This window comes from Microbacterium sp. RU33B (assembly GCF_900155915.1).
Lineage (GTDB): Bacteria > Actinomycetota > Actinomycetes > Actinomycetales > Microbacteriaceae > Microbacterium.
Genome location: NZ_FTPO01000003.1, coordinates 188,341 through 205,751, shown reverse-complemented (window position 1 = coordinate 205,751; position 17,411 = coordinate 188,341). Strand labels below are relative to the sequence as shown.

The following is a 17,411-nucleotide window of genomic DNA, read 5'->3' as shown; positions in this document are numbered from 1 at the left end:
CGTGAGCCCGCCTCGGGAAGCCGCGGAAGCTCAGGCCTCGACGCGGGTGCGTCGCCACGGCAGGGCCAGCAGCACCCCGACCGCGCACACGGCCAGGCCGAACACGCCCGCGACGAGGGCCGAGGCATCCGGGATCTCGAGGTACGTCGTGATCCCGAGGATGCGGGCGAGGCCCCAGGGCAGGAGCCCCACCTGGTCGTTCCAGATCGTGAGGGCCGGCTCGAGGCCGACCGCCGCCACCGCGAGCGCGGGGACGGCGAGACCCGCGCCGACGCCGGCGAGCACGGCACCCCACGAGCGGCGGGCTCCGAACTGGGCCGACAGCGCCCATCCGGCGGCGACGAACAGCCACGCGAAGAGGGCGAACGCGACGGCGATGTAGACGACGCGGAGTGCGGGCTCGGTCCAGAACGCGAACCAGTACCCCCCTGGTCCGGTGAGCGACAGGGCGGCGAGGGCGACGAGGCAGCGCAGCACGACGACTCCGCCCACCGCGGCCATGACCGGCCAGGGCGAGCGGCGCCCGACGATGAGGCGCACGACGACGGCGAACGCGATCCAGGCGGCGAACACGAGGGCGGGGTGCGTCCACGACAGGAACGAGGTCTGCACGAGCCGGGTCGCGACGAGGAGCCCGCCGGGCACGAGGAGGAGCAGCCACTTGTCGAGCGGCAGGAGGCCGAGCGTCGACTCGCGGGCGCGCCACGGCCGGGTCGACCCGAGCCACGTCGCCCGGGCGGCCGCGGCACCCGGTCGGCGCACGAGCCGCGTGCGGGCCGCGAACATGCCGATCAGCACCCACGCCGCCCCGAGGACCAGCAGCACGCGCGCGGCCCAGGCCATGGGCAGATCGCGGTCGGCGCGGTCGACGCCGAGCTGCGCGGCCGTCAGGTTCCAGGCCGGGTGGTCGAGATCTCCGTCGTACTGCGCGAGGTGCTCGGCCGCGAGCGCCGCGTACGCGTCGCGCGCCTGCTGCCACTGCGCGTGCGCGTCGGGCGACAGCGTGTCGTGCCACTCGGCTTGGCGCAGGAACATCTCGCGATAGGCCGAGAGGAGACGCAGTGTGTCGGCCTCGTAGGAGAGCGTCGTCGTGAAGGCCTCGCGCAGCGACGGGTCGCGCCAGGTCGCGACGTCCGTCGCCTCGACCAGCGTCTTCATGCGGTCGGCGGTCTCGACCGCCTCGCGGCCGAGCGCGATCGTCTCGTCGACGCGGTCGCGCCCGATGATCGTGTACAGCACGTCGAGGGTGGCCGAGTCGCCGGTGAGGATGTCCCACTCGAACAGCCACATCTGCGGCGGCGGCTCGAGCCCGATCGCGAACGCGCGCTCCTCGGCGAACGGCTGCAGGTACAGCCCCTGACGCACGGCGTCGCGCGACAGCGCCATCGCCTCGACGATCGCCGTCAGCGTTGCGGGGTCGTCGGAGAAGTACTCGCGCGCCCAGGCGACGGTGACCTCGCCGACATCCGCGTCCGGATCGCGCGCCAGCGCGGCAGCCGTCAGGGTGTTCAGCTCGGAGAGCTGCCAGAACCCGGACTTGAGATACAGCGACAGGGGTCCGGCTCGCCACGGACCGCCGTCCTGCGTCCACGTCCACACGCCCTCGATGCGCGGATTCTCGGCGAGGAGCGTCTGCAGCGCCCACTGGTACTCGGGACCGAGGTCGTTCGCGAACGACCCGAACGCCTCGAACTCGCGACGGCTCTGGAACTCCACGATGCGCCGCTGGTCGCCGACGGCGAGCGTGTCGTTCAGCGGCAGCCAGCTGTAGAAGTCGCCGAGCGTGTACTTCGTCGACACGATGAGGGCGGGCGAATCGACGCCGTCGAGCACCGCCCGGTAGGAGTCGGCATCCGTGTGCATGTCGCCGACGTCGCCGATGCCCACGCTCCAGGTGCGGAAGATCACCTCGCGGCCGGACGCCTCCGCCTGCGCCGCGTACGTCTCGAGCATCGTCCGCACGGCTTCGGGTGTGCGCACGGCGATCGCGGAGTAGTAGTCCCAGCCCGGCTCCTGGTAGATCGACCCGCCTTCGCCGATGCGGATCAGGACGCCGCTCAGCGCGGGCTGCGCGGCGTACAGCGTGTCGAGCGCATCGGCGTAGACCTGCCACAGCGCCGGATTCTCGGTGTCGAGCGATCCGAAGCGGTCGACGAAGGATGCCTCGAGCTCGGGCGAGAGCGTGGGCATGTCGGTGCGGAGGAAGACCTTGACGCCCAGCGCGGCCGCGTGGTCCCAGAAGGGTCCGAACGCATCGGTGAGTGCGGCGGCGCGTGCCAGGTGCGGGTCACCGTCGGCGTAGACGCCGTCGAAGGTCGCGTACTCGACGAAGCCCGGCCACGCGACGGCGTTGTAGCCGTTCGCGAGAGAGTGCCGCAGGAACTCGTCCCACTCGACGTACGCGTCGGAGAGTGCATCGCCATCGATGTAGGGCTCTTCGGCGAGGTACACGTCGTCGAACGCCCGCGAGACGTGCGAGTAGTCGGTGCCGTCGGCCCATTGCGACGGATCCACCGCGACGCCGACCGCCCCCAGGTCGACCATGCGCAGCGGCAGCGCGGATGCCGCGTGCGCGCCGACCTCTCCGCGCAGATCGCGGCCGGCCCGGACGGCGGCGGCCAGGTCGTAGACGCCGCGCACCGCCCCGGCTTCGGACGGCGCCCGCACCGACAGTCCGCCGTCCACCTCGACGACCTCGTAGGCGTCCTCCGTCGGCGTCGCGTCCGCGGCGACCGAGACGGTGAGAGCGATCTCGCCCGCACGCGCGGGGGCATCGGCGACCGCGTCGAGGAGCTCGTCGAGGGCGGCCTCGAACCGCGGACCCGGGGGCAGGTCGACCGCGGCGATGCGGGGCGGCGGCACGGACGGCGCGATCTCCGGGACGACGGGCGGCGCCGGGGTCATCTGCGCGGACGCCTCCGTGCGGATGCCGAGCGCGTCGCCCACGACGAGGCCGACACCGGCACCGGCCGCCAGCAGACTCGCGGAGACGACGACGGCGAGGATGCCCCTGCCGCGCGCCGTCGCCATGGAGGAAGCCTAATCGCGCGCGGTGCGCGCCCCGACGCGTCAGGGACCCCCGAGGGTGCCCTTCACCACGCCCGCGGCCGCGAGCGCCTCGGCGGCGAGCTTGCGCTTGAGCTCGATCGACTGCCCGATCTCCTCGGCCAGGAGAGGGCGCGAGCGCACGAGCTCGTCGACCGTCTCCAACGGCACGACGAGGACCGTGAGCACATCGGCGGCGACCGCGGTCGTCAGGGTCTTCTCGCGGGTGAGCGCCGTCTGGCCGACGTAGTCGCCGGGCTCGGCCGTCGCGAACTCGATGCGTCCGCCGGCGGCGTTCACGGCGAGCCGCACGCGCCCCTCCACGATGAAGCGGATGTCGTGCGGCAGGACGCCCTCGGGCTGGACGATCTCGCCCAGGCCGTAGCGCTCGAGCTTCGACGTGGACAGCACGAGGGCGCGCTCCGCTTCACCGAGGTGCAGCGTCGGGCCGACGACATCGAGTGCCTTCTCCAGTCGGCCGGGCTCGGCGATGGGGTCGCTGGCGTCGCCGTCGAGGGCGAGCCCGCGACGGCGGGCCGCGTACCAGAGCCAGGCGAGGTAGAGGCTGAGGGCCTGCGGCGCGAACTGCGGGCCGTTGATCGGAAGGCTCACCGAGTACTTGCCCGCCCCGAGATAGTCGGCGCTGGCCCGTTCTCCGTCGGCCCGCATCGGCAGCGAGTCGGCCACCTCCACGAGCAGCGAGATGACCTCGTGCGGAGGGTCGTCGGTCGTGAACGCCACGGTCGAGGAGATGTGCGACGCCCCCACCGGCTGGCTCAGGTTAGTGAACGAGGCGCCCGAGAGCGTCGAGTTCGGGATGATCTGGATGCCGGCACCGGTGTCGATGTGGCATGCGCGCCAGTTGACCTCGATGACCCTGCCCTGCACGCCGGCGGCATCGAGGTAGTCGCCGATCTTGAACGGCTGCTCGAACAGCAGCAGCAGTCCGGAGATGACCCCGCCGACTGCGTTCTGCAGGGCGAGGCCGATGACGATCGAGGTGACTCCCAGGGCGGCGATGAGTCCGCCGACATCCGCGTTCCACACCCACTGGAACAGGAGCGCCAAGCCCACGACCACGAGGATGAGGCGCGCGAGCTCGACGAAGATCGTCGGGATGCGCTCCTGCCAGCTGCCCTCCTTCGCGCGGGAGAACAGCGCCACGTTGAACGCCGACAGCACGAGGAGGATGAGCAGGAACCCGAGGACGGTCGCGACGACGCGCGGCCAGGCGTTGTCGGTGTCGGTGCGGAACGCGAAGTAGAGCAGGGCCAGAAGTGCGGCGACGGGGACGACCCAGTTGCGCAGCAGCCGGACGGGCTTCGCCGCCGCGCTGCCGCGCCGCACGAGGGCACCGAGCACCTCCGTCAGGACCACCAGGATGATCGGCACGCCGACCGCGATGGCGACCGCCCACCAGATCCAGCCTTCCTGGAGGAGATCCATGACTACTCGATCCTCCAGACGTTCTGCGACTTCCCGCGCAGCTCCACCGACCCGGCCGGCGTGAAGGCGACGCTGTCCTGCATCCTGTCGCGCACCGCCTGGGTGACGTAGATGCCCGGCTGCCCTGTCACGCTGCGCACCCGGTACGCCAGCGAGACCGCGTCGCCCCACAGGTCGTACGCGAGGCTCGTGCGGGCGACGAGCCCGCTGGTGACGGTGCCGGTGTCGACACCGGCCCGCAGATCGATCTGCGTGCCGTTCTGGGAGTTGAACCGCTGCACGACGACGCGCATCTCGCGGGCGAAGTCGACGGCGCGGCGCACGTTGTCGACGCGTGGGACGATCAGCCCCGAGCTGGCGAGGTAGCCGCCGCGGAGTGTGCGCACCTTCTCGACACCCGCCTTGCTCGCCGCTTCGTCGAAGCCCCGCATCAGCGAATTGAGCAACGAGGTCTCGCGGTCGCCGCTGAGGTCGGCCGCGAACTCCTCGAACCCGACGAGCTCCGCGAAGACGACCGAGACGTTGTCGTGCTCCTCGGAGATCGTCTCCTCTCCCTGTCGGTAGCGCTGGGCGACCTTCTCGGGCATGAGCGTGTGCATCAGGCGCTGGTTCTCGGCCTGCTGCTCGTCGATCAGCTCCTGCTTGATCCGCAGACTCGACGCCATGTCGTTGAACGCCGTGCCGAGGTCGCCGATCTCATCGCGTGTGCCGACCGGCACGGCGACCGCCAGGTCACCTCCGGCGACGCGGCGCACGGCGTCGACGAGCTTCTTGATCGGTCGGGTGAACACCTGGGCGAGCAGCAGCGACAGCAGACTCACGGCGAGGATGATGCCCAGCAGCGACAGGAGGAGAGTGCGGGTGAACTCCGTCACCGGCGCGAATGCCTCGGAGGTGTCGATGCGGGCGACCGCCACCCAGTTCAACCCGTCGACCTCGACAGGGCTGTAGGCGGTGATGCCGTCGGTGCCGAGGTAGCCGACGGACTCCGAGTTGCCGCTCTCCCCCTTGAGGGCGTTGTCGACGGAGACCGTGTTCACGGGCTGCAGGAGCACCGTGCCGTTCACCTCGACGATGCGCTGCGCGACTGCGGGAGGAGTCCCCGCGCTGATCGCGCGCTCGGCGTAGTCGTCAGGATCTTCGACGAGCACGCGCGACACGCTCCTCATGAGCCTGTCCGCACCCACGAGGAACACTTCGCCGGTGTCACCGAGGCCCTGTTCCTTCCAGCGCTCGCCTCCGGTCATGACGTCGTTGACGCGGGAGATCGGAATCTGCGCGGCGAGCACGCCGGTGATCGTGGAGTCGTTGCCGACCGGAGAGACCACCCACAGCGTCGGCGCGTTCAGCGACGGGATCCACCGCTCGAAGTCGGTCGTCTCGACGGCGTTGACGCTGTTCGTCGCCACCACGTCGCGGTAGGCCTCCGCCAGCAGCGACTCGCGGAACGGGCCGGTCAGCACATTGGTGCCGAGGTCCACGCCCTTGTAGGCGCTGTAGACGACATCGCCCTCGAGGTTGAACAGCAGCAGGTCCTCGTAGCCGACCTGGTTCACCAGACGCGTCAGATAGTCGCCGTACTGCTCCGTGGCGGCGGAGTACGGTGTGCCGTCGCCGCTGTCGTTGACCGCGAGCGCCTCGTCGAAGTCGGCGAACTGCGAGGTGAGGTGGTACTGCACCCACTTGCCGGCGTTCGAGTCGGGGATGAAGGCCGTCTCGCTGTACTGATCCCCCGTCCGCGCTTCGAGATCGGCGTTGAAGGTGTCGGCGTAGTACGCCTCGAGCTCGGCCAGCTGCTCGGGGGTGAGCTCGCGATTCTGGAGGTCGTCCCACCCGGCGTTGATCGCCTGGGATGCCGTCTGAGCGCTGAGGTTGCGCGAGTCCAGCGCCACACCCTTCTGCGTGCTCCTCATCGTGGCTTCGAGCTCGCCGACCCGCAGTTCGCGGATCGTCGTGAGCTGGTCGACCGCCGCCGCCCGCAGGGAGTCTCGCCCGTTGAGGAATCCGATGACGCCGACGATGACCGAGGAGATCAGGCTGACCGCCAGCAGCATGATGAGCAGCTTCGATTGGATGCTCAGCCCTCCGCGCCGCCGCGGCGTGCTCACCGATGCGGCGGCCCCTTCACGGGCGCCCTCGTCGCGCAGTCGTTCGCTCTCGGTAACCGGTGAATGCGATGGCGTGGTCACTCAGCCCCCCGTCGATGTCTCGTCAGGCTATCGAAACGATGCGGACGCGCGTCAAGGGATTGCCTCGATTCGATGCCGGACGCCCGGCCGGAGCGCTTCCGGGGTGAAGCGCTCCGGCCGGGCATCGCCCTCAGCTGCTCCTGCGGATCGCGCGCACGCCGGCCCACAGGCCGACCGCCGCGAGCGCGAGGCCGGCGACCCAGCCCCACAGCACGACGATGTCGTTCAGGTCGCCGGCGAGCAGCGCCCGCTCGGCCCGCACGACCCAGTTGAGCGGATTCACCGTCGCGACGACGCGCATCCACGCCGGGCCGTCGTCGAGCGGCAGCAGCATCCCCGACAGGATCATCAGCGGGAGGATGAGCGTCTGCTGCACCCCCCAGAACAGCCACTCGCGGTCTTTCGTCCCCAGCGCGAGCGTGTACGACAGCGAGCCCAGGCCGACGCCGAACACCGCCAGCAGCGCGAGGCCGATGACCAGGCCGAGCGGGTCGGCGCGGAAGCCGAAGGGCAGGGCGATCGCCACGATGAGCAGCGACTGCACGATGATCGGAGCGATCTCCTTGAGCGCGCGCCCGACGAGCAGCGACGACCGCGAGAGCGGAGCGACCAGCGTGCGCTCGTGCGAGCCCGTCATCATCTCGTACTGGAGGTTCGAGCCCACGGCGCCCGTGCCGAACAGCACGATCATCACGAGCACGCCGGGGACGAACCACTGCAGCGTCGCGGCAGGGTCGCCCGACTGACCGATGAGGAGCGGGGCGAAGAGCCCGAGGAACACCAGCGGCTGCACGAGGCTGAAGATGAGGGTGAACGGGTCGCGCACGATCGGCTTGAGCTCGCGCGTCAGCACGTTCCACGTGTCGCGGGCGGGCGTCGCCCGCACGGTGGTGTCGGGGGTGGTCGTGGTGGTCATCGCTTCGCCTCTTCCGTGATGCCGGATGCTTCGGTCTCTCTGTCATCGGTCTCCGAGCCGGGCGACGGGTCGCCCTCTCCCGCCTCGCGGAGCGTCCGCCCGGTGAGGGCCAGGAACACGTCGTCGAGTGTGGGCGGCACACCGGTGGCCGACCGCACCACGATGCCCGCGGCATCCAGTTCCCGTACGGCGGCCGGCAGGAGCGCGTCGCCGTCGGGAGCGGTGACGACGACGGATGCCTCGCCCTCGCGTCGCACCTCGCGATCGGTCAGCGCCTGCACGACCGCCCGCGCCCGCGCCGCGTCGTCGGGTGAGGCGAAGCCCAACGTGACGACGTCGCCCGCGAGCTCCGCCTTCAGCCGCGCGGCCGTGTCGTCGGCGATGACGCGGCCCTTGTCCATGACCATGACGCGCTCGGCGTAGCGGTCGGCCTCTTCGAGGTAGTGCGTCGTCAGGAACACGGTCGTGCCGTGCTGGCGGCGCAGATCGATGATGTGCTGCCACAGGTTGGCGCGGCTCTGCGGATCCAGTCCCGTCGAGGGCTCGTCGAGGAAGATCAGCGGCGGAGCGTGCATCAGTCCGAGCGCCACGTCGAGTCGGCGCTTCTGCCCGCCGGAGAGCTGCTGCACCGAGCGCGACGCGAACGAGGCCAGGTCGAGCGACTCGATGAGCTCGTCGGCGCGGCGGCGCGCGGCATCCTTCCCCATCCCGTAGAACGCGCCCTGGCTGAGCAGCTCGTCGCGCACCCGCTGGGAGAAGCTGCCGCTGGTGAGCTGACCCACGTAGCCGATGCGGGCGCGCACGTCGGCCGGGCGGTGCAGGATGTCGGAGCCGACCACCCGGGCCGTGCCCGACGTCGGCGGAATGAGGGTCGTCAGCATGCGCAGGCTCGTCGACTTGCCGGCGCCGTTGGGTCCCAGGAACGCGACGAGTTCGCCGCGCGCGACCTGGAAGGTCAGATCGGTGACGGCCTCGACGGTCGCCTTCTTCACGGTGAAGCGCTTGGTGAGTCCCCGCGCTTCGATGATCGGTTCGTTCATGACCACAGCATCCCGAACCACCCGGACAGATCCTGTCCGCAAAGACTGGCATTCTGGAGGCATGTCCGACACGACGAGCCGCGCGCTCTCCCTGCTGAACATGCTCCAGACGCATCGGCACTGGCCGGGGTCGGAGCTCGCCGAGCGGCTCGGAGTCACCGAGCGCACCGTCCGCCGCGACGTCGAGCGACTGCGCGAGCTGGGCTACCGCATCGAGTCGAGCCCCGGCACCGCGGGCGGGTACCGCCTGGAGGCCGGAAGCGCGGTGCCTCCGCTGCTGCTCACCGACGAGGAGGCCGTCGCGATGGCGATCGGGCTGCGGCTCGCCGCCTCGCAGCGACTGGTCAGCGGGCCCGAGACGACCCTCACGGCGCTCGCGAAGCTCGAGCAGGTGCTCCCCGCTCCCCTGCGGCGCCGCGTCAACGCCCTCGCCGAGACCGTGCAGCCCGCGGGCATGCGTGCGGGCGCCCCGATCTCCAGCGACGTCCTCGGGGAGCTCGCCCTGGCCTGCCGCGATCACGAACGCGTGCGGTTCACGTACACCTCGGCATCCGGCGCGGTCACCGAGCGCCGCGTCGAACCGCACGCCGTGGCGCCCGCCGACCGGCACTGGTACCTCCTGTGCTGGGACATCGACCGCGATGACTGGCGCACGTTCCGGGTGGACCGACTCGAGAACGTGCAGCACACGCGGGTGCTGTTCCCGCCGCGCGAGCTCACCCCGGAGGAGGTGGAGGAGTTCATCCTCGTCGCGCGCTCGTGGGTGCGACAGCCCGTCGAGGCCCAGATCGTGATGGAGCTCCCCCTCGAGGAGATGCGCGCCTGGTTCGGCCCGTGGGGGCAGGGGGCGGAGATGTACGACGACGCGCGCACGATCTGGCCCGTCGGCGGGGCCGACTTCCGCGAGACGATGTACGGCACGTCGTGGGTGCCGCCCGGGGTCGAGTACGCGATCGACCTCCCCGAACCGGCGCGCGGCGAGCTGCGCGAAGTGCTGGAGCGGATGCTGCGGGCCCTCGACCGTCCGACTCCGGACATCGCGCCCCTCGCCCCGCGAGACTCCATGCCCACTCGCAGGAGCGCGACCTAGGCTGGGGCCGAAATCAGGGAGGCACATCGTGAACCGACGCCCCATCCTCGTCGTCGCCGGGATCGCCCTCGCCCTCTCCCTCAGCGCCTGTGCAGGAGCACCCATGACAGAGTCGTCGACCTCGCGACCCCCGTTCCAGACCTCGACACCCGGGCCCCTCGCCTCCGCCGGCTCGCCGACGGGCACGCCCACCGACGTGCCCGAGGCCCGCTGGGACGCGATCGTCGCCGACCTCGCGCTGCGCGGCGCGACGGGCGAGCCGGCGCTCGTGTCGGCCGAGTCCGTGACGTGGCCCAACGGCGCCCTCGGCTGCGCCTCACCGGGTCAGACGTACACGCAGGCCCTGATCGACGGGATGCGGGTGGTCGTCGAGGTCGGAGGCACGTCGTACGACTACCGCTTCGGTTCCGGCGACGAACCGACGCTCTGCGAGGGCTTCACCCCCGGAGCCCTGCGCGGCGGCTCTGTCACCCACCGCTCCGCCTGACCCCGCCGGCGGGGCCGTGCTGCCCCGATGTGTCAGGAATCGTCGCCTCGTAGCCCGCGAGGCGACCGCACCTGCCATCTTCGCGCGCTGCCTCCTCGGGAGGTGACAGCAGACGCCGCCTCCGCCGCGGCGAGGCGACCGCACCTGCCCACCTTCGCGCGCGAAACGCCGTGGGGCGACGAGCCTTTCGGCCCGCCGCCCCACGTGGATCGGTCGATCAGCTCACGAGCTCATCGCTTGGCCGTGACGAGGATCGCCTCGTCGGCTCCCGACTTGTTGTCGTACACGACGACCATCGAGCCGAGCGGCTTCTGGTCGGCGAACGCCGCAGCGTCGATGCCCACCTTGATCGTCGCGCTCTTGCGCTTCGGCACCGCCTGGTACTGACCGTTCGTGATCGCCGGAGCGGCCGGGTTGAAGCTGGCCCATCCGTCGAACGCGTCGGTTCCACTGTGCGTGATCGCGAACGACTGCACCGTGTAGTCGAATGCGCCCGTGATGCCCAGCGTGCTGGCATCGATCGGCAGCAGGATCGTGCTGCTGTCGGTCGGCGCCTGGGCGTAGTAGCCGGTCGCGAACGTGCCGCCGTTGACCAAGTCGGCCAGGAACACCTCGGACTCGCCGTCCGGGTCGCCCGCGCGCACCAGACCGGAGTCCACGGCGAACAGGGCGTACTCGGGGTTGCCGTCACGGTCGACGTCGATCAGCACGTCGAACTCGACGCTCGCCGCGTTCGACCACCGCGTGTGGGTGTTGACCGCGAAGACGAGCAGCGAGTCGTCACCGTTCGGCAGCGACTGGACGCCGGCGGCGCGCAGGTCGTAGCCGGTGTCGGCGAGCGTCGCCGTGGCATCCTTCGTGTCGCTGAGACCCCACTGGTAGAAGTCCGCGTCCGCGTCGAGCGCACCGAGCTTGTTGGTGAGCTTGACCGCCTTCGTGGTGTTGCGCACCTTCTCGCCCTTCGAGAACATCGGAGCGTTCGAGTCGGCCTTCACCGTGCTGTTCGAGCGCGGCACGAGCAGGTACGGGACCCGCAGCGTCGAATCCGCCGCCGTCAGCACGACATCGCCCGAGATCTCGTAGAACGAGAACTGGTCGTTGCCGGCGATGGAGGTGGGGGCGACGCTCGCCGGCGCGATCGCCGTCACGAGGACGCGTGCCTTTCCGCCGGGGCGGACCGTCACGGACTTCGTGCTGACGGAGATCTTCGCACCGCTGAGCGACTGCGCCGACGGCGCCGTGCTCACCTTGTACGTGACCGACTTGTCGCCCTTGTTCTCGATCGTGATGGTCTTGATCCCGCCGAAGCCGAGCCACGACTCCTGCACACCGAAGCTGAGTGCGGCTTCCCGCGCCCAACCGCTCTCGGTGCGGAAGGCGTCGCCCGTCGCGGTGACCTTCGTCGCGACGGCCTGAGCCGTGTCGACGAGACCGACACCGCCGAGGGTGAGGGACTGGCCCGCCACCTTCTCCGGATCCGCCGTGCCGACGACCGCCGCCGAGATCTGCTGCGCCGTCCACGCCGGGTGCGACTGCACCGTCAGCGCTGCGACGCCCGCGACGTGCGGGGCCGCCATCGAGGTGCCGGAGAGGATGGATGCCGCGTTGCCGGTGCCCACTCCCGCCGACGCGATCGAAACGCCCGGTGCGGCGACGTCGGGGCTGATCGCCCCGTCACCGCTGCGCGGACCCGACGACGTGAAGCTGGCGTAGTTGCGGAAGCCGGGGTTCGCGATCGCTCCGGCCTCGAGGGTCGCCGTGGCGCCCGTCACGAACGGCGCACCGTTGGGCTGGCTGACGCCGAGGAACGGGATCGTGACGTCGAAGGGCTCCCCGGTGTCGGGGTTCGACGTGATCTGGCCCTCGTACGGCGGGAGCGCGTCGGCGTTGTTGACCATGAGCGCCGCAGCCGCGCCGGCCTGCTGCGCGTAGATCGGACGAGCCGCGCGAGCGCACGTGCCGCGGACGGAGACCGCGAGCTGGTTGGCACCCTCGACGATCCCGTTGGCGGTGTAGGCGGCGACGGAGCATCCGAGTGCTTCGTTCTCCGCCGTGCCCGCGATGTCGGCGAGACGCACGACCGTGAGCTCGCCGAGCCCCGCGACCTGGGCGCCGTTCGCGTTGATCGCTTCGACCGGCGTGCCGTTCACGGTGATCGTCGCGCCCGGGAAGCTCTCGCTGCTGTCGACCGCCGAGACGGAGATGACACCGTCACCCGAGCCGGGCGAGCCCGTCATGTACGGGTTGTGGCCGGAGTTGCCGGAGGAGGCGACGACGACGACACCCGCGCCGACGGCGTTGGATGCCGCGACCGCGTCGGGGTCGTCACCACGGCCCCACGTGGAGCCGAGCGACATGTTGATGACGTCCATGCCGTTCTCGACGGCCCAGTCGATCGCCGCGACGACGACATCCGTCGACCCGTCGCAGCCGAAGACGCGGACGCCGTAGAGGTCGACCTGCGGCGCGACGCCGGGGCCGACACGGAACGTGTTCGACGACGTGGTCTCGTCGTAGGGGCCGGTGAACGTGGAGCCGTCTGCGTTGACGCCGCTGCCGCCGGTCGTTCCGGCGACGTGCGTGCCGTGACCGTTGCAGTCCAGCGGGTTGTCGTCGGGCTTGGGGATCGGCTGGTACGACGGGGAGCCGGGGTCGGCGTTGTAGTCGTCGCCGACCATGTCGATGCCGCCCTTGATGCGCGGCGCGTCGGGTCCGTAGTAGGCCGGGTCGGCCGGCTGGTCCGAGACGGCGAACGCCGCTTCGTACGCCTCGACCGTGCCCTCGCCGCCGAAGTCGGAGTGGGTCCAGTCGATGCCGGTGTCGATGATCGCGACCTTGACGCCCTGGCCGGTGTATCCCGTGCTCTGCCACACCTGCGGAACCCCGAGGAACGGCACCGAGACAGCATTGTCGATCGTGTGCCGGCCCGCGGAGTGCACCGCGACGACGCCCGGAAGCTCGGCGACGGACTCGATCTGGTTCGCCGGGATCGAGACCTGGATGCCGTTGTAGGCCGACTGCATCTGCGCAGTCACCTCGGCGCCCTTGGCCTCCAGGGTGCCGGTGATGGCATCCTGCTTCTGCTCCAGCGTGTCGATGACGTTCGACTTCTCTGCCGACGTCAGTTCGCTGCCCTTCTCCGCCTGGACGACGGCGACGGGGTCGCCCTCCATCTCGATGACGACACTGACCTTCTCGTCGGACTGGAGCGCCGACGGGGAGAAGGAGGTGTCGATCTGTCCGCTCGTGTCGGACTTCTGGAATCTGGCCGACGGGTCGTCAGCCGGTGGAGCGGCCATAGCCGCAGTAGCGGGGATCGTCAGTGCGATTGCACCGACCACCGCCAGAATTCTCCTGTGCACGGGGTCATGCCTTTCTCTGATGGGAGGGAGACTTCTCGACGCTACGTCGCACCTGGGAATCGGTCAATGGGTTGCTGTGAAGACGCTGAGTGGCTACGTCCACGGTTTCGTCGGCACGGAGCGCTCCTCGTCACCGCGGAGAAATGCGTGATGAAGAGGAGAAACGGGACGACCCACAGCGAAATCTCCCGTCATCCTGGGGGCGTTCGTCGGATGCCGCGGCTAGCGTGATGTCATCGCGGCGATCCGGACGGTTTCCGGGCACCGGTTCATAACCGGGAGCGCAGCGGGTTCGACTCCCGCCGTCGCGTCCACCTCCGAACGACGCTGCCGCACCCGCGCTACAGTGTGCCGGTGAGGATCCGGCGTCGGTTGCGGGCCGTGCAGGCGCACTCGCGTCGATTCCGCTTCCGGCTTCACCCCGCCCAGGCGGTGGCGGGCGGATTCGGCCTCGCCATCGTCGTGGGCACGGCGCTGCTGATGCTGCCGATCTCGAAGGTGGGGCCGGGCGGCGCCACGTTCGTGCAGGCCCTGTTCACCGCCACGAGCGCCGTGTGCGTGACGGGACTGACGGTCGTCGACACGCCCACCTTCTGGACGCCGTTCGGGCAGGTCGTGATCCTCGCCCTGATCAAGGTCGGCGGGCTGGGGATCATGATCTTCGCGGCGCTGATCGGGCTGGTGCTGGCGCGGAAGTTCACCGTCCGATCTCGACTGAACACCGCTGCGGAGGCGAAGTCGGTCGACCTGGACGACGTCCGCGGCGCCGCACGGGGCATCGTCGTGACCTCGCTCGTCATCGAGGCCGTCACGTTCGCGCTGCTGTTCCTGCGGTTCCTCACGGGCTACGGCTACTCCCTCGGCGACGCGGCATGGTCGGCGCTGTTCCATGCTGTCTCCGCGTTCAACAACGCCGGGTTCGCGCTGTACAGCGACAATCTCATGGGATTCGTCGCCGATCCGTTCATCTGCCTGCCGATCGCCGCTGCGATCATCCTCGGAGGGCTCGGATTCCCCGTGCTCTTCCAGCTCCGCAAGGAGTTCCGGCGTCCCCTGCACTGGTCGATGAACACCAAGATCGTGCTGTGGGCGTCGGGCGTGCTCCTGATCGCGGGGACGGCGTACATCACGCTGATCGAGTGGAACAACCCTGAGACCCTCGGCGCACTGGACCCGTGGTCGCGGATCCTGGCGGGCTTCTTCCAGTCCGTCCAGACCCGCACCGCCGGATTCAATTCCGTCGACATCGGCGCCATGTACGACGAGACCTGGCTCGGTATGGACGTGCTGATGTTCATCGGCGCAGGCCCCGCGGGCACAGCCGGCGGCATCAAGGTCACGACGTTCGCGGTGCTGTTCTTCATCATGATGACCGAGCTCCGCGGCGAGGGCGCGGTGAACATCTTCGGCAAGCGACTGTCCCGCGCGGTGCACCGTCAGGCGATCACCGTCGTCCTGCTCGCGGTGGCGGCCGTGGTCACCGGCGCCGGCCTGCTGATGCTCCTCACCGGCGAGGAGCTCGACCGCGCCCTCTTCGAGTCCGTCTCGGCCTTCGCGACGGTCGGCCTCTCGACGGGCATCACGGCGAGCTTGTCCGAGCCCGCGCAGATCGTCCTCGTCGCGCTCATGTTCCTCGGACGGCTGGGACCGCTGACGCTCGGGTCCGCCATCGCCCTGCGCGAGCGCCGCATCCTCTACGAATTCCCGAAAGAGAGGCCCGCCATTGGCTAAGTTCTCCATCTTCTCCACCGATACGTCCCGACGGATCGCCGAAGCCGACTCCGTCGCCGTCATCGGACTCGGCCGGTTCGGCAGCGCGCTGGCTCTGGAGCTCATGCAGGCCGGGACCGAGGTGCTGGGGATCGACCTGGACGAGGAGCTCGTGCAGTCGCTCAACGGCGAGCTGACCCAGGTCGTCCGCGCGGACTCGACGAGGGTCGAGGTGCTGAATCAGCTCGCGATCGACGAGTTCGATCGCGTGGTCGTGGCGATCGGCGGCGACATCTCGGCGTCGATCCTCACGTGCTCGGTGCTGCTGAGCATGCGCATCCCCGTGATCTGGGCGAAGGCCGTCGACGACCGGCACGGGCAGATCCTCGAGCAGCTCGGGGTGCACCACGTCATCTACCCCGAGAAGGACATGGGCCGCCGGGTGGCGCATCTCGTGCGCGGTGCGGCGCTGGACTACATCGAGGTGGCGCCGGGGTACGCCCTCGTGAAGGCCCCGGCGCCGACGCAGATCCAGGGTGTGGCGCTCGGCGAGACGAGCATCCGCAAGAGCCACGGCGTCACGATCGCGGCGTTCCAGCACGGGGATGACGCATGGACGAACGCGGACAACGCCACCGTCCTCGGACCGGGCGACACGGTGCTCATCGTGGGGCGCACGAAGGATGCCGAGGCGTTCGCGCAGCTGCGGTGAGGGCGCGGGAACGAACCGAGAGGACGTGGTGATGCGCGGATTCGCCGTCGAGCAGGGCGTGCACCTCACCGACCGGCTCCGGACCGAGCTGAGCGGCATCGCGGAAGTGCGGCCCGAGTTCCTCACCTGACGCGAACGGTCACCTCGTCGCCCGGCTGGAGCGAGCATCCGTAGACTCTGCTCGATGACGGAGACCCGCGCGCGCCCCGCCCTCACGAGCATCGAGCTCCTCCTCGACGCGGAGACCGAGGCGCTGGTGCGCGCCGACTGGGATCGGCTGGCCGCCGCGGGGATGTCGAGCCTCGCCGCCCATCGCGCGGAGTCGAACCGCCCGCACATCACTCTCCTGGCGCGGCCGTTCCTGGCACCGCAGTCGTTCGCCGCCGTGGTCGCGCAGCTCCCGGTGCCCGTCACGCTCGGCGAGCCGATGCTGTTCCCTCACGGCGACCGGGGTGTGCTGGCACGACGGGTGGTGCCGGATGCCGGCATCCGACGTCTCCACGCTGCGATCCACGCCGCGGCCCCTCCCGGCGACGACGCTCCGTACACGGCTCCCGGCGACTGGACGCCCCACGTCACTCTCGCGCGACGGCTGCGCGTGGACCAGTTCGACGACGCGCTCCGCCTGCTCGGACCCGTGCGCGTCGGCACCGCGGTCGCCCTTCGGCGCTGGGACGCCGCGGCTGCCGAGGTCACCGCGCTCGCGTGATCCTCGACGACCCGGGATGTCAGGTGGCGGCGCGCACCCGGAACCACAGGCTGAGCTCGCGGGTCGCGCGGAGCACACGGTCGTCGTCGTCCGCCTGCTCGAGATCGTCGAACGTGTCGCGGAAGCCGGCGGGCGCCGGCCCGTCGGGCTCGCTCATCGGCTCGTAGCCCATCGTCCACTCGGCGAACTGCCGTACCCGCGGGTGGGAGTCGATCATCACCCGGAGGTCCGTGTGCCGGGGGTCGGCGGCGATCCGCTCGAGCAGGCCGCGCACGTTCTGCTCCGGTCCTTCCAGGAACTGCACGAAGCGACCGCCGCGGTACAGCAGCATCCCTGTGATGCCGTTGCGGCTGTTCTCCGCTCGGCACTGCGTCAGCAGCGCGGCCAGCTGATCATCGTCGAAGGGCGCGGCCGCGGCGCTCGAGTACACCAGCGAGTACAGCCGCGACTCCTCGTGCTCCGGATGCCGCGTCACGTGCTGGCCTGTTCGTTCGTCGCGTTCCAGACCGCCGTCATCGCCTGGGCCAGGTTCGCGTACGCGCCGATCGGGCGCGCATGCACATCGAGTGCGAGGAAGTCGCCCTCTTCCTGCCGATCGATGCAGCCGAGGAACCGCCCGGGCAGGCTGCCGACGTAGAAGCCGTCGTCCACCCGAGCCCACATGACCTCGGACTCGTCGTTCTCACTCACCTGTGCACCCTCTCC

At 70.2% G+C, this 17,411-nt stretch carries 13 protein-coding genes and 1 tRNA gene; 6 read left to right on the top strand and 8 right to left on the bottom strand.

The annotated features are described in order from the left end of the window. Positions 1-30: 30 nt before the first annotated feature. From B0B14_RS16625 to B0B14_RS14350, 5 genes are all read right to left on the bottom strand, one after another. The gene (locus B0B14_RS16625; protein ID WP_076683093.1) at positions 31-3,030 is read right to left on the bottom strand and encodes a hypothetical protein; all 3,000 of its coding nucleotides are present in this window, start codon (positions 3,028-3,030) and stop codon (positions 31-33) included. Positions 3,031-3,069: 39 nt separating this feature from the next. Beyond that, positions 3,070-4,491, bottom strand: coding sequence for a mechanosensitive ion channel family protein (locus tag B0B14_RS14365; protein WP_076683091.1), 1,422 nt, complete (start codon positions 4,489-4,491; stop codon positions 3,070-3,072). A gap of 2 nt (positions 4,492-4,493) precedes the next feature. After that, positions 4,494-6,599: an adenylate/guanylate cyclase domain-containing protein gene (locus B0B14_RS14360; RefSeq protein WP_083710634.1), complete on the bottom strand. Its 2,106-nt coding sequence runs from the start codon at positions 6,597-6,599 to the stop codon at positions 4,494-4,496. 211 nt (positions 6,600-6,810) lie between these two features. Then, on the bottom strand, positions 6,811-7,596 hold the full coding sequence (locus tag B0B14_RS14355) for an ABC transporter permease (protein WP_076683089.1): 786 nt from the start codon (positions 7,594-7,596) through the stop codon (positions 6,811-6,813). Further along, positions 7,593-8,636, bottom strand: coding sequence for an ABC transporter ATP-binding protein (locus B0B14_RS14350; RefSeq protein WP_076683616.1), 1,044 nt, complete (start codon positions 8,634-8,636; stop codon positions 7,593-7,595). Before B0B14_RS14350 ends, B0B14_RS14355 begins: the two co-directional genes overlap by 4 nt. A 61-nt stretch (positions 8,637-8,697) precedes the next feature. On the opposite strand from B0B14_RS14350, the gene B0B14_RS14345 reads away from it, so the two are divergent. After that, positions 8,698-9,726, top strand: coding sequence for a helix-turn-helix transcriptional regulator (locus B0B14_RS14345; protein WP_076683087.1), 1,029 nt, complete (start codon positions 8,698-8,700; stop codon positions 9,724-9,726). A gap of 28 nt (positions 9,727-9,754) precedes the next feature. Then, on the top strand, positions 9,755-10,213 hold the full coding sequence (locus B0B14_RS14340) for a hypothetical protein (RefSeq protein ID WP_076683085.1): 459 nt from the start codon (positions 9,755-9,757) through the stop codon (positions 10,211-10,213). Positions 10,214-10,443: 230 nt separating this feature from the next. Here B0B14_RS14340 and B0B14_RS14335 read toward each other — a convergent pair whose 3' ends face one another. Continuing rightward, on the bottom strand, positions 10,444-13,512 hold the full coding sequence (locus B0B14_RS14335; protein ID WP_083710633.1) for a S8 family peptidase: 3,069 nt from the start codon (positions 13,510-13,512) through the stop codon (positions 10,444-10,446). A gap of 300 nt (positions 13,513-13,812) precedes the next feature. Between B0B14_RS14335 and B0B14_RS16620 the strand changes: the two genes are divergently transcribed. The 4 genes from B0B14_RS16620 to B0B14_RS14320 all read left to right on the top strand — a co-directional run bounded on the left by B0B14_RS16620 (position 13,813) and on the right by B0B14_RS14320 (position 16,706). After that, positions 13,813-13,889 (top strand) — tRNA-Met (locus B0B14_RS16620). A gap of 46 nt (positions 13,890-13,935) precedes the next feature. Further along, positions 13,936-15,306 carry a TrkH family potassium uptake protein gene (locus B0B14_RS14330; RefSeq protein ID WP_256714421.1) on the top strand — a complete coding sequence of 457 codons (1,371 nt, stop codon included), beginning with the start codon at positions 13,936-13,938 and terminating at the stop codon, positions 15,304-15,306. Then, the gene (locus B0B14_RS14325; protein ID WP_179085341.1) at positions 15,299-15,997 is read left to right on the top strand and encodes a potassium channel family protein; all 699 of its coding nucleotides are present in this window, start codon (positions 15,299-15,301) and stop codon (positions 15,995-15,997) included. The genes B0B14_RS14330 and B0B14_RS14325 overlap by 8 nt, the downstream gene beginning before the upstream one ends. Before the next feature lie 184 nt (positions 15,998-16,181). Then, the gene (locus B0B14_RS14320) at positions 16,182-16,706 is read left to right on the top strand and encodes a 2'-5' RNA ligase family protein (RefSeq protein ID WP_076683081.1); all 525 of its coding nucleotides are present in this window, start codon (positions 16,182-16,184) and stop codon (positions 16,704-16,706) included. A gap of 19 nt (positions 16,707-16,725) precedes the next feature. Here B0B14_RS14320 and B0B14_RS14315 read toward each other — a convergent pair whose 3' ends face one another. Together B0B14_RS14315 and B0B14_RS14310 are read right to left on the bottom strand one after the other, a co-directional pair. Continuing rightward, positions 16,726-17,181, bottom strand: a complete 456-nt coding sequence (locus B0B14_RS14315; protein ID WP_076683079.1) for a BLUF domain-containing protein — start codon at positions 17,179-17,181, stop codon at positions 16,726-16,728. Continuing rightward, on the bottom strand, positions 17,178-17,396 hold the full coding sequence (locus tag B0B14_RS14310) for a hypothetical protein (protein WP_083710632.1): 219 nt from the start codon (positions 17,394-17,396) through the stop codon (positions 17,178-17,180). The genes B0B14_RS14315 and B0B14_RS14310 overlap by 4 nt, the downstream gene beginning before the upstream one ends. Positions 17,397-17,411 lie beyond the last annotated feature (15 nt).

What these genes read in the sequence shown, in the direction of transcription:
- B0B14_RS14345 (WP_076683087.1), top strand. Translation starts at nt 8,698, where the DNA reads ATGTCCGACACGACGAGCCGCGCGCTCTCCCTGCTGAACATGCTCCAG.
- B0B14_RS14365 (WP_076683091.1), bottom strand. Translation starts at nt 4,491, where the DNA reads ATGGATCTCCTCCAGGAAGGCTGGATCTGGTGGGCGGTCGCCATCGCG.
- B0B14_RS14335 (WP_083710633.1), bottom strand. Translation starts at nt 13,512, where the DNA reads ATGGCCGCTCCACCGGCTGACGACCCGTCGGCCAGATTCCAGAAGTCC.
- B0B14_RS14355 (WP_076683089.1), bottom strand. Translation starts at nt 7,596, where the DNA reads ATGACCACCACGACCACCCCCGACACCACCGTGCGGGCGACGCCCGCC.
- B0B14_RS16625 (WP_076683093.1), bottom strand. Translation starts at nt 3,030, where the DNA reads ATGGCGACGGCGCGCGGCAGGGGCATCCTCGCCGTCGTCGTCTCCGCG.
- B0B14_RS14350 (WP_076683616.1), bottom strand. Translation starts at nt 8,636, where the DNA reads ATGAACGAACCGATCATCGAAGCGCGGGGACTCACCAAGCGCTTCACC.
- B0B14_RS14320 (WP_076683081.1), top strand. Translation starts at nt 16,182, where the DNA reads ATGACGGAGACCCGCGCGCGCCCCGCCCTCACGAGCATCGAGCTCCTC.